Source organism: Limosilactobacillus caviae, from assembly GCF_014635905.1.
Lineage (GTDB): Bacteria > Bacillota > Bacilli > Lactobacillales > Lactobacillaceae > Limosilactobacillus > Limosilactobacillus caviae.
Genome location: NZ_BMDS01000006.1, coordinates 66,374 through 78,586 on the forward strand (window position 1 = coordinate 66,374; position 12,213 = coordinate 78,586).

Genomic DNA, 12,213 nt, shown 5'->3' on the forward strand with positions numbered 1-12,213 from the left:
CAAAGTGTGAAATGGTTACAACAAAATAGATAAAGAGCGGCAAATGTTATTTGCAATTTAGGTGGCACCGCGCGCAAAGCGTCCTATTTTAGTAATTAGTTACTAAGATAGGACGCCTTATTTTTAGGAGGAATTAAAATGGCAGAAGAAAAACATGTTATTCTAACTGGTGATCGTCCAACAGGTAAGCTTCATATCGGACACTATGTTGGTTCGCTAAAAAACCGGGTTGAATTACAGAATACGGGCAAATATAACACTTATATTATGATTGCTGACCAGCAGGCTTTAACAGATAATGCACGGGATCCAGAAAAAATTCGTCGGAGTTTGCATGAAGTTGCACTTGATTATTTAGCTGTTGGGATTGATCCTCATAAATCAACGATCCTAGTGCAATCACAAATTCCAGCATTAAGCGAATTAACAATGCATTACCTTAATCTAGTAACAGTGGCCCGTCTGCGGCGTAATCCTACTGTTAAAACTGAAATTAAGCAAAAAAAGTTTGGGGAAAGTGTTCCTGCTGGATTCCTCATTTATCCAGTCAGTCAAGCAGCTGATATTACAGCATTTAAGGCGGATACAGTTCCTGTTGGTGATGATCAGGAGCCAATGCTTGAACAAACTCGTGAAATCGTTCGGACATTTAATCGAATTTATCAGCGAGATATTTTAGTTGAGCCGGAAGGAGTATTTCCGCCAAAAGGACAGGGACGGATTCCTGGATTAGATGGCAATGCTAAGATGAGTAAGTCGCTTGGCAACGCAATTTATCTTTCTGATGATGCTGACACGGTCCAAAAGAAAGTAATGTCTATGTACACCGATCCGACCCACATTAAAGTTAGTGATCCAGGACACGTTGAGGGGAACACGGTATTTACTTATCTTGATATTTTTGACCCTGATAAAGAACAAGTAGCAAAATTAAAAGAACAATATCAAGCGGGCGGACTTGGTGATGTTAAGATTAAGCGGTACTTAAATGAAGTGCTGGAAGCTGAATTGGCACCAATTCGTAAACGGCGGGAAGAATATGCTGCTAATATTGATTATGTTGATCAGGTTCTCGAAGAAGGATCTGCCCGCGCTAATGAAGTTGCTAACCAAACGCTTAAAGAAGTTCGCGATGCAATTGGCATTAATTATTTTGGATAAGATCAAATTATTAAACGAGGTTGTGGAGTTTTTTTCATGGCCCCGTTTTTTTTCGTGTCTCACATAGCAGAACATGGTAACATAAAAGAGATGTATTTATCCGAAAAATAATTAATTAAAGCGGAGGTGAAAATGGTGGAAAACCTCGCGATTGTAGACCTCGGCTCAAACTCGGCCCGAATGGCAATTACAGAAATCACTCCTGATGGGCGGTTTCGTGAGATTCGACGAGTAAAAGAGAATACTCGTTTATCTGAGGGAATGGGACGAGAAAAAATGTTACAAGAAAACGCAATTGAGCGAACAATTGCGGCTCTAAAACGATTTAAGAAAATCTACCAAGAGATTCCCAATATTAAAGTGCGAGCTATTACAACTGCAGCAGTACGGCAGGCACGTAACCGACAGGAATTTTTGAAGCGGGTTCAACGTGAAGTCGGAATTCATTTACAAGTCTTATCAGGGAAAAAAGAAGCATATTATGACTACTTGGGTGTTATTAGGACATTGCGGCTTAACCACTGTTTAATTTTAGATGTTGGTGGAGCGAGTTGCGAGTTGGTATTAGTTCAACAACGTAAAGCGCGCAACTTGATCTCAATCCCAGTAGGTGCTGTTAATTTGTCCGAACAATATCGGTTAAATGGTTATGTCCGTGCTGCTGACCTTTTCCGTGCCCAGGTTGCGATGAATGAGCGATTAACTAAGATTCCATGGTTAAGATATGCGACACGGGTACCGATTGTTTTATTAGGCGGGGCTAATCGGACTTTAGCACGGATGACTCAGTCCTATCACCATCGCCATCGCCATCATCGAAACGGTTCTATCCATGGCTACCAGCTTTCTTCCCGAGTGGTATTTGCTACTTATCGTGAATTATTGAATCGTAATCTTGCTCAGCGAAAACGCATGGCGGGATTAGAACCTGAAAGAGCAGATATAATTATCGGTGGGATGCTTCCGCTTGTAACCTTACTCCAGCGAAATAGCGATGGACGAGTTATATTTTCTGAAAGCGGCGTCCGCGAGGGAATCATTACGGAGTATGTTAATCAAAGGAAGCGACACCATGAATAATTGGCAACATGGATTTTATAAGCTTACGGCGGATGAACGTCGGCAACGCTTGGCACAGGTACGTCAGCTCTCACCAGTTGAAAAAGAAGTATTAGCAAATACAAGTTCTGACCTAGGGGATGAGCTAGTTGAAAACTATATTACGGATTATTCTTTGCCAGAGGGAGTAGCGTTAAATATAACGGTAAACGACCAGCAATATACTGTCCCGATGGTTATTGAAGAACCGTCCGTAATTGCTGCGGCAAGCAATGGTGCTCAACGTGTCAGCAAGTCAGGGGGCTTTATAGCTCCTAAGCAGGCACGACGATTAGTTGGTCAAGTTGTTTTAGACGAGATTGATGATGTAATGGCTGCTAAAACATGGCTGCTTGCTCACCAAGATATAATTCTAAAAATTGCTAATGAGGCCCACCCATCGATGCAAGCGCGTGGTGGCGGTGCTGAAACAATGACGGTCCGGACTCCCGGTAACTTCATTAGCGTTGACTTAGGAATTAATGTTTGTCAGGCAATGGGCGCTAATAGTGTTAATACAATGTCTGAAGCAGTCGGCAAGTGGTTAACGGCTCAAGGGTTTCATGTTATAACAGCGATCTTAAGCAATCTGGCGACACAAAGTCTTCAAACTGCTACTTGTAAGATTGATTTCAGATATTTATCAACGACGCAAATAGATGGTAAAACGGTTGCTAAACGTATTGCTCGTTTAAGCGATCTTGCACAGGCTGATCCTTATCGTGCCGCAACCCATAATAAGGGCATTATGAATGGTATTGATGCAGTAATGATTGCAAGCGGTAATGATTGGCGAGCAATTGAAAGCGGTGTCCATGCCTATGCAGCTCGTGATGGTCAATATCGCGGATTAAGCACGTGGCAGGTTGAAGGTAATTATTTAGTCGGAAAGATTACTTTGCCGTTACCAGTGGGAGTAGTTGGCGGCTCAATCGGATTAAATAAAATGACCAAAATAAATTACCGTATTAGCCAAATTAAGAGTGCCGAAGAATTAGCGGCGGTAACTGCTAGTGTAGGTCTCGCTCAAAATTTGGCAGCTTTACGGGCACTAACTACTACTGGAATTCAAGATGGGCATATGAAGTTGCAATATCGATCGTTGGCAGTTAGCGTAGGAGCAACTCCAGCTGAGGTCCCCGTGGTCGTTGCAACGTTAAAGCAACATTCTCATGTCGACCAAGCCCTTGCTAAACAAGTACTCGCAACAATTAGAAAGGATCGAAGCAATGACTGAAGAGACAATTAAATTAAATAAGGAAAATCAAGCGCTTCTAGACCAAGTTAACAGCCTTTATCCTGAAGGCAGCGTTTTTGTTCAGTTCCACGGTGATAAATCTGGTTATGTTCGTCATGATCAAGCTACCCAACAAACTATTCCAGGAGCATTAGTTATTATTGTGACTGACCTTACAGCGCCGAACTACACGGCATCCCATGAACTTCTTCATTTATTGATGCTCCTAAAAGGGTTCCCGCAAATTTTCTTCCAATTGTCATTGGGAGACAAAGAACTCGATGAACAAATGATGATTATGTCAACCGACTTATACAACGTGGCAATGCACCGGGTAGTTGTTGCTGAACAGCGTAAGCATGGCTTTATTAACGATCAGATTGAAGAAGAATATCTGAAAGGAATCGAGCATACGCTGACCCCAGAAAAAGAAGAGGACGATGAACGAACGTTACGATTATTAACACTGTTAGATGCGCTTGTCTTCTATGGTGATAATTTATCAAAATACGAAAAAGTTTTAGAAGAAAAATATCCGCTTGCCCTTGCTGCTGCAAAGAAAATTTATGCGGAGATTACTAACAAGCCAATTAAATCGCCCTTTGATATGCGCCGATCAATCATTAAAATCTATTCACTATTTGACCAACAAATGCAGGATTGGGGTCTGCCAGCCTTGCATAACAATGAATATACGACGCTGTCTCCTGTTCTGAGTGAAAGACAGCTTCGGTTGGAAATGCGGCAGGTCTTTGAAATCTATCATTCCGATATGAAAGAACGGGGAACTGATAAGCGGGCTTATGTCGGTCTCCGTCGTAGTGATGGTCAAAATTCATTTACTCTTCCGACACCTGCTAATAATGCCCCGGAAGAATTTAAGAAAATATATGATCAGCCTGTAAAGGAGTTTCTTGAACAAAATAGTGTTCCGTATATTGTAAGGAAGTGAGTTAGATGGATGCAGCAATTCAGAAAACATTTGATGATGCAAAAAAGATAGTTTTCTTAACAGGAGCAGGTGTTTCAACGGCTTCTGGGATTCCTGACTTTCGTTCTGCGAATGGTTTATATACTCAGAATCGAAATGCTGAATATTATTTAAGTCATCGTTACTTTGTTAGTGATCCAGACGGCTTCTATGAATTTTGTAAAAAGAACTTATATTTTCCTGATGCAAAGCCAAATATAATTCATCAAAAACAAGCAGCATTAACCCAGCAAGACCGTGCAGTTGTTATTACTCAAAATATTGATAATCTATATGAAGAAGCAGGAACTAAACACCTGATCGACTTTCATGGTAATTTATTCCATGTTTATTGCGAAAAATGTCATGAGACGGTTCCAATTAGTGAGTATTTAAAGAGCCGCTTGCATCAAAAGGATAATGGTCCATTACGTCCAGATGTTGTCCTATACGATGAAGGAATAAAACAAGAAAATATTATTAATTCCGTTAATGCAATGCAGCAGGCTGATTTAGTGGTGATTGTGGGAACTTCAATGAAAGTCTACCCATTTGCAGGTTTGCTTGACTACCGTAATTCGGAGGCAAAAGTAATTGCGATTAACCAGCAATTATTACAGTTCCCGTTTGAATTTCAGATGGTCCAAGCTGATGCAACTAAATTCTTTAAAGAATTAAAAGTATAAAAAGAGAAGCTGCTATTGTCTGTTGTGACAATTAACAGCTTCTTTTTGCTGAATTATTCAAAGAAGACGACCTTCCCATCAACTTTGAATGGGAGTGCTACTAAACATGCTTCCTTCTTTTTAGTAGCATCCTTTTCTTGATAAAAAATGTGACGAATACCTTTATTCTTTAGTAGCATTTTTGATCGCTCCTTTCATACTGTTCAACTGTAAGATATCATGTTTTAGGTCCTTTTCCTAGGAAATTTAACAAGTATGAGAAACGCTTTCATTTTGAAAGTGGTAAATATTGCATAATCCGTTCGTGCTTTAGAGCGAAAATGAATAAAAGTGATAAAATTAGGATTCCGACCGCTCGAAAATGTATATAAATTTATTTTTGAATGTATAAGAATTTGCTAAGTAATTCAATGAATATTTCTTAGTTTTGAAAAGAGGAATAGCAATGGAAATAACGATGGGGATGACGACTTGGACTGAACACCCGGTGCTCATTCATAATGAACAGCGTCCTGTAAGACTTGATGAATATGCTCAATACTTTCCGGTTGTTGAAGTTGATACTTTTTTCTATGCTTTGCCTCAAGTATCAACAATTCAAAATTGGCTGGCCACTGTTCCGCCGCATTTTCAATTTATAATTAAAGCTAATCAAAAGATGACATTACACCAGCGTAACCAAGAACGTGGTGAATTGGAACAGGTATTTCAACAATATCGGCGAACAATTGCGCCTTTAGTAGCGACCGGTCAGTTAAAGACAATTTTATTTCAATTTCCGCCGTACTTTGATGCGACGGTCCGTGACTTTTCATATTTGCGATTAATTCGGGAATGGCTGGGGAACTTACCAATTGCGGTTGAATTCCGTAATCAGACCTGGTATAAAAAGGAAATTTTGCCTTCTGTTTTGGACTTTTGTCAGGAGCTTAAATTTACCTTAGTAGCAGCAGATGAACCGCATAATACGCCAACTTCCGTACCATTTGTTCTTGCAACAACAAATCCTGATTTAGCGATGTTACGGCTTCACGGTCGTAATCGTAAAGGTTGGGAAAATCAGGGGAAAGAGTGGCGAAAAACGCGCACCCTGTACCGGTATTCTTCAGAAGAACTGGGCTTTTTTGAGCAGCAAATTAAATCCTTACAGCCGCAACCCAAAGAACTCTGTATTATCTTTAATAATAACTCAGCTAAAGATGCTGCACCGAATGCACTGAGCCTTCAAAAAATGATGAATGTTAAATTTGAAGGACTAGCACCAAAATCACCAGAACAGCTTGATTTGTTTTAGGATGGAGCAAGTCCTAATAAAATGCTATACTAAATGTTAAATCTTAATTAGTAATATCTTAGAAAGAGGGGCCTCATATGGCTGAACAAAAACCAACTTATTACATTACAACACCAATTTACTATCCATCTGGTAAGCTGCATATTGGTAATTCATATACCACAATTGCGTGTGATGCAGAAGCACGTTTTAAGCGGTTGATGGGTTATGATGTTTTCTACTTAACAGGAACCGATGAACACGGGCTTAAAATTGAGCAAAAAGCTGAAAAACTCGGTATGAAGCCGCAAGAATATGTTGACCAAATGGCGGCACAAATTAAAGAATTATGGAAAAAGCTTGAAATTACCAATGACAAGTTTATTCGGACAACTGATGATTACCATGAAAAAGCAGTTCAAAAGATTTTTCAACAGTTGCTTGACCAAGGGGACATTTACAAGGGCAAGTACACTGGCTGGTATTCGGTTGACGATGAAGAGTACTTTACAGAAAGCCAATTAGCTGAAGTTTATCGTGATGATAACGGTAATGTAATTGGTGGTAAAGCTCCGTCAGGTCATGAAGTTCAATTAGTAGAAGAAGAATCATACTTCTTTAAGATGAGCAAGTATGCTGACTGGCTCATGGATTATTACAAAGAACATCCAGACTTTATTGAACCACAGTCACGGATGAACGAGATGATTAATAACTTCCTCAAGCCGGGACTTGAAGATCTTGCTGTTACTCGGACTTCGTTTAATTGGGGAGTTAAGGTTCCAAGCGATCCAAAGCACGTGGTGTATGTATGGATTGATGCATTATCAAACTATATTACTGCGCTTGGATATGGAAGCGATGATGACAGCCTCTTTAAGAAATACTGGCCTGCTGATGTTCATATGGTTGGTAAGGAGATTGTCCGTTTCCACACGATTTACTGGCCAATTATGCTTCATGCGCTCGGCCTCCCGTTACCAAAGCATGTTATTGGCCACGGCTGGTTAACGATGCGTGATGGTAAGATGTCCAAGTCAAAGGGAAATGTTATCTACCCCGAGACATTAGTTGACCGTTATGGGCTTGATGCAACTCGTTACTACTTATTGCGGGCAATGCCATTTGGTAATGATGGAGTCTTTAGCCCAGAAGATTTTGTTGATAAGGTAAATTATGATCTTGCCAATGACCTTGGTAACCTGCTTAATCGGACTGTCGCAATGATTAATAAGTATCAAGATGGTAGATTAGTTGGTAACAATACGGCAACTACTGATTTTGATGCTGATCTAGAACAAACTGCTAGTGATGTAATTGCCGAATACAAGGAATTAATGGATAAGACGCGGTTTGCGGAAGCATTAGCTGCTATCTGGAAGTTAGTAAGCCGTGCTAATAAGTACATTGATGAAACTGAACCATGGGTATTGGCAAAAGATGATAGCAAAAAAGAAACATTATCTGATGTAATGACGCATCTTGCCAAGAGCTTGCGTGTAATTGCTGCTTTAATTCAGCCAATTATGCCTAATGCACCGCACCAAATTGCTCAACAACTCGGCATTGAAGGTACTGATTTGTCATTAGTTGACCTTCAATTTAACGATTTCCCAGCAGAAGCCCAGGTTGTAGCAAAAGGAACACCGATTTTCCCACGGTTAGATGTAAAATCAGAAGTTGAATTTATTAAGAGTAAAATGACTGCAAACGAAAAGAAGAAGGGAAGAAAAGCAATGGCTGAAGCAAAAGAAAAGGCACAAGAAACTGCTCAAGAAGAGAAGACGGATGGAAAAAAGCAGATTCGCATTGATGTCTTTGATAAGGTTGAATTGAAGGTTGCGCAAATTACTGCTGCCGGTCATGTGGAAGGCGCTGATAAGCTTCTTAAATTCCAAATGGACGATGGAACAGAAGAGGGCCGTCAAATCCTTTCTGGAATCGCTAAGTGGTATCCGGATCCTTCCGTTTTAGTTGGTAAGAAGGTTTTGATCGTTGCTAACTTAAAGCCACGGAAGATGCGGGGAGAATTAAGTCAAGGAATGCTTCTATCTGCTGAAAAGGATGGCAACGTTCAAGTGGTAACTGTTCCAGACAACTTAGTACCGGGAATGGGCGTTGAATAGTGAAGAAGCAACACCAACAACAGGTTTATGATTCGCACACTCATTTAAATGACGATGTATTTTACGATGATGTTCCTGCTTTTATTGATCGGGCAGCTCACTACGGGGTTACCGAGATGAATATTGTTGGTTCAAATAAAGTTTTGAATGCCCGTGCCCTTAAATTGGGACATCAGTATTCCCAGCTTCACCCCATCATTGGCTGGCACCCAGAAGATATTGCTGGCTGGAATGATGAGACGAAGAAGGAATTGCAGCAGCAGTTATTAGATCCGCTGGTTGTCGGTATTGGTGAAATCGGCTTAGATTATTATAACGATGAGCATTCTCCGCATCAGCGCCAACAAGAAATTTTTGCTGAGCAGCTTGAGTGGGCACGGGAACTTAAATTACCGGTTTCTATTCATTGTCGTGATGCGTTAGCCGATACCTATGAAATTCTACGTAATGCTCATGTTGACGAATTTGGCGGCGTTATGCATAGTTTTAACGGGTCCGCCGAATGGGCAGAGAAATTTATGAACCTTGGAATGATGATTTCCTTTAGCGGGGTAGTAAGTTTTAAAAATGCGACAGAAGTCCACGAAGCTGCCTTGGCGGTTCCGTTAGAGAAAATGATGGTTGAAACGGATGCTCCCTATTTAACCCCACTTCCGTACCGTGGTAAGCAAAATGAACCGGGTTTTACTAAGTTTACTGTGGATGCGATTGCACAGTTAAAGCAGCTTGATGCGGGGAAGGTGGCATATAAAACCTTTGAAAATGCCCGACAATTATTTTTAGAAAATGAAGAAAGAGGCCTATGATTAGAATAAAAGAAGTTATTGTTGTCGAAGGTAAGGATGATACTAAACAAATCTTAAAAGCGGTTGAAGCTGACACTTATGAGACAAACGGTTCAGCAATATCAACAGCTGATATTGAGAAATTAAAGAAATTGCAGGATAGTCGGGGGTTAATTGTTTTTACTGATCCAGACTTCAATGGAGAGCGGATCAGAAAAATTATCAGTCAGGCTATTCCAGGAGTTAAACATGCTTTTATTAAGCGCAAAGACGGTGTTCCAACTGAAGCCCATGGCAGCTTAGGGGTCGAACACGCAACACCAGCAGTTATCAAGGCATCATTAGAACATCTTTATACGCAAACAACAAATCCACAACAGCTTTTTAATCACCAGGATCTTCAAGAGGCTGGCTTAACCGGGCAGCCTGATTCGCGAAAACGTCGAGAAAAATTGGGGCAGCTGTTAGGAATCGGTTATGGAAACGGAAAACAGCTGGTTCATCGGCTGAATATGTTCCGAATTGACCGTTCAGCATTTGAACAAGCAATCCAACAAATAGATCGGGAGGAAGATCATGAGTAATTCACCAGAAATCGGCAGTCGAACGCGAACACGAGCAATAATGGAAAAGTACGGGGTGCGCACAAAAAAAAGCTTCGGCCAGAATTTCCTTACTGATTTAAATGTTTTGAAAAATATTGTTGAAGCTGCTGATATTACTTCTAATGACAATGTAATTGAAATTGGACCTGGAATTGGGGCGTTGACAGAACAGTTAGCTCAGTCGGCTGGAGAGGTTTTGGCATTAGAAATTGACCAGGATTTAATCCCCGTCCTAAAAGAAGTACTATCACCGTATGACAATGTAAAGGTAATTAATCAAGATGTTTTACAGGCAAACCTTCCTGAATTAATTAAGCAGGAATTCAAAGACCCGACCCGCCCGATTAAAGTGGTGGCAAACCTCCCTTACTATATTACGAGTCCAATTTTAATGAACCTGCTAGCTAGTCCGGTTAACTGGGCCACGATTTGTGTAATGATGCAAAAAGAGGTAGCTCAACGGTTGACAGCAAAACCTGGTACTAAACAATATGGGGCATTGACGCTAGCAATCGAATATCAGATGCAGGCTAAAATTGCATTTGATGTTTCGCGAAAAGTCTTTGTTCCGTCGCCAAATGTTGACTCAGCGATTGTTGTTTTAACACCACGGGCCGAGCCGCTTCCTGTCCAGCCCTTTGATAAGCAAAAATTATTTGGCTTTATTCGGGGATGTTTTGCTCATCGTCGCAAAAGTTTATGGAATAATCTTCAGAGTGTAATTGGCAAGGAACCGGCAGTAAAAGAAAAAATGCAGGATGTCTTGAATAGTCTGGAGATTTCTCCTCAGATTCGTCCAGAAAAACTAACACTCGAACAGTTTGTTTCTCTTGCTAACGCCCTTCACCAACAGGATTTATTATAGAAAAATATGGTTGACCTAAATAAAGCTATGTGGTATAATTTTGCCTTTTATTGCAAATAAGTGTATACTGTTCTACAGTGAGGTGAAGGAGTCGTGCCTGATAGCATTGTAGAAATTAAGAAAAAGCTAGATGAGCGGATTGGCGAACATGTTTTAGTTAAAGCACAAGCTGGACGTAAACGTATTACCACCCATCACGGTATTCTAAGTAAAACTTACCCGGCAGTATTTGTTGTTCATTTGAATGATGATCAAGGGATGCTAGATCGGGTTTCATACAGTTACACGGATTTATTAACAAGAAATATTTCTATTGCATTCGATGAAGAAGCAGAATAAATTAAGCTTTTAGCTAATATTAAAAGATTGTTGAAAAGGCGAGGACTTTTCAACAATCTTTTTTGCTTTCTATAAGGAAGAATCAGTAGTTGCATGGATTATAGTTCCATTAGTATAATTTACTTAATTAATTATTTCGATAAGGAGGGTTGCCGGATGATAGTTACGGAAAAAGCACCTGCAAAATTGAATTTAAGTTTAGATACACCGATGCGGTATTTTGATGGCTCTCCACAGTGGGATATGGTAATGGTTTCGGCAGACCTGGCGGATTATATAACTGTTGAGACTCACCGGCGACCTGCAACAATCAAGGTCTATACTAATAGTGGCTTTTTACCTAATGACCAGCGTAATTTAGCATATCAGGCAGCCCATATTTTGCGTAGTCGGTTTCACCGTAAAGATGGGGTGACGATTAGAATAAAAAAGCAGATTCCAGTTGCAGCTGGACTTGGGGGAGGATCATCTGATGCGGCAGCGGTTCTAAGAGCGTTAAACAATATTTGGCGTTTGGGACTGAGCTTAGCTGAACTGGCCCAAATTGCGTTAACCATTGATTCTGATGTTCCTTACTGTGTATATAATAAGCTAGCACGTGTAACAGGTCATGGTGAACAGATTGAGCTGTTACCGCCGCAACCACATTACTGGGCCGTTATTGCTAAACAAAAGATCAGTGTTTCTACACCGCAGATTTTACGCCAAATTAACTATGAAAAATTAGCACATCTAAATAATGATGCGTTAATAAAAAACTTAAAAGAACAGAATTGGCTTGAGGCTACTAAGTATATGGGAAACGTCTTAGAACCATTGACGATGAAGTATTATCCAGAAATCGGGCGTTTAAAAAATAAGATGAAAGACTTGGGAGCAGATGTTGCCCAAATGAGCGGGACAGGTCCAACAGTTTTTGCAATATGCCACACGGAGTCACGGGCAAAGCGGATTCAAAACGGTATTCGTGGCTTTTGCCGTGATGTTCATGTTGTAAACTTGCTTTAATTATGAAATGAGGACAAGGTTAGGAAGTGAAAATCTTTCGCGCCTTGTCTTTTTTATGGT

At 40.4% G+C, this 12,213-nt stretch carries 13 protein-coding genes; 12 read left to right on the top strand and 1 reads right to left on the bottom strand.

Annotated features, from left to right (window positions below; all coding sequences use genetic code 11):
• Nucleotides 1–138: 138 nt before the first annotated feature.
• From trpS to IEU90_RS08875, 5 genes are all read left to right on the top strand, one after another.
• On the top strand, nucleotides 139–1,161 hold the full coding sequence (gene trpS, locus IEU90_RS08855) for a tryptophan--tRNA ligase (RefSeq protein ID WP_153710487.1): 1,023 nt from the start codon (nucleotides 139–141) through the stop codon (nucleotides 1,159–1,161).
• Nucleotides 1,162–1,293: 132 nt separating this feature from the next.
• Nucleotides 1,294–2,241 carry a Ppx/GppA family phosphatase gene (locus tag IEU90_RS08860; RefSeq protein ID WP_188358027.1) on the top strand — a complete coding sequence of 316 codons (948 nt, stop codon included), beginning with the start codon at nucleotides 1,294–1,296 and terminating at the stop codon, nucleotides 2,239–2,241.
• Nucleotides 2,234–3,496 (top strand): hydroxymethylglutaryl-CoA reductase, degradative, encoded by a 1,263-nt coding sequence (locus tag IEU90_RS08865; RefSeq protein WP_153710489.1) that lies wholly within the window; start codon nucleotides 2,234–2,236, stop codon nucleotides 3,494–3,496. Before IEU90_RS08860 ends, IEU90_RS08865 begins: the two co-directional genes overlap by 8 nt.
• Nucleotides 3,489–4,448: an IpaB/EvcA family protein gene (locus IEU90_RS08870; protein ID WP_153710490.1), complete on the top strand. Its 960-nt coding sequence runs from the start codon at nucleotides 3,489–3,491 to the stop codon at nucleotides 4,446–4,448. The genes IEU90_RS08865 and IEU90_RS08870 overlap by 8 nt, the downstream gene beginning before the upstream one ends.
• Before the next feature lie 5 nt (nucleotides 4,449–4,453).
• A complete protein-coding gene (locus IEU90_RS08875; protein ID WP_188358028.1) occupies nucleotides 4,454–5,152 on the top strand; it encodes an NAD-dependent protein deacylase in 699 nt (232 codons plus the stop codon).
• A 53-nt stretch (nucleotides 5,153–5,205) separates the two neighbouring features.
• Here the strand turns inward: IEU90_RS08875 and IEU90_RS11445 are convergent, their stop codons facing one another.
• Entirely contained in the window at nucleotides 5,206–5,331 is a 126-nt protein-coding gene (locus IEU90_RS11445; RefSeq protein WP_268234254.1) for a hypothetical protein, read from the bottom strand.
• Nucleotides 5,332–5,597: 266 nt separating this feature from the next.
• Here IEU90_RS11445 and IEU90_RS08880 point away from each other — a divergent pair, with 266 nt between their 5' ends.
• From IEU90_RS08880 to ispE, 7 genes are all read left to right on the top strand, one after another.
• The gene (locus IEU90_RS08880; protein WP_153710492.1) at nucleotides 5,598–6,446 is read left to right on the top strand and encodes a DUF72 domain-containing protein; all 849 of its coding nucleotides are present in this window, start codon (nucleotides 5,598–5,600) and stop codon (nucleotides 6,444–6,446) included.
• A gap of 77 nt (nucleotides 6,447–6,523) precedes the next feature.
• Nucleotides 6,524–8,551 carry a methionine--tRNA ligase gene (gene metG / locus IEU90_RS08885; protein ID WP_153710493.1) on the top strand — a complete coding sequence of 676 codons (2,028 nt, stop codon included), beginning with the start codon at nucleotides 6,524–6,526 and terminating at the stop codon, nucleotides 8,549–8,551.
• A complete protein-coding gene (locus IEU90_RS08890) occupies nucleotides 8,548–9,357 on the top strand; it encodes a TatD family hydrolase (RefSeq protein ID WP_188358044.1) in 810 nt (269 codons plus the stop codon). Before metG ends, IEU90_RS08890 begins: the two co-directional genes overlap by 4 nt.
• Nucleotides 9,354–9,920 (top strand): ribonuclease M5, encoded by a 567-nt coding sequence (gene rnmV / locus IEU90_RS08895; RefSeq protein WP_153710494.1) that lies wholly within the window; start codon nucleotides 9,354–9,356, stop codon nucleotides 9,918–9,920. Before IEU90_RS08890 ends, rnmV begins: the two co-directional genes overlap by 4 nt.
• Nucleotides 9,913–10,806 carry a 16S rRNA (adenine(1518)-N(6)/adenine(1519)-N(6))-dimethyltransferase RsmA gene (gene rsmA / locus IEU90_RS08900; RefSeq protein ID WP_153710495.1) on the top strand — a complete coding sequence of 298 codons (894 nt, stop codon included), beginning with the start codon at nucleotides 9,913–9,915 and terminating at the stop codon, nucleotides 10,804–10,806. Before rnmV ends, rsmA begins: the two co-directional genes overlap by 8 nt.
• 93 nt (nucleotides 10,807–10,899) lie before the next feature.
• Complete coding sequence (locus IEU90_RS08905; protein WP_182598852.1) at nucleotides 10,900–11,145, top strand: Veg family protein; 246 nt, start codon at nucleotides 10,900–10,902, stop codon at nucleotides 11,143–11,145.
• Nucleotides 11,146–11,301: 156 nt separating this feature from the next.
• Nucleotides 11,302–12,153 carry a 4-(cytidine 5'-diphospho)-2-C-methyl-D-erythritol kinase gene (gene ispE / locus IEU90_RS08910; RefSeq protein WP_153710496.1) on the top strand — a complete coding sequence of 284 codons (852 nt, stop codon included), beginning with the start codon at nucleotides 11,302–11,304 and terminating at the stop codon, nucleotides 12,151–12,153.
• Nucleotides 12,154–12,213: the final 60 nt, after the last annotated feature.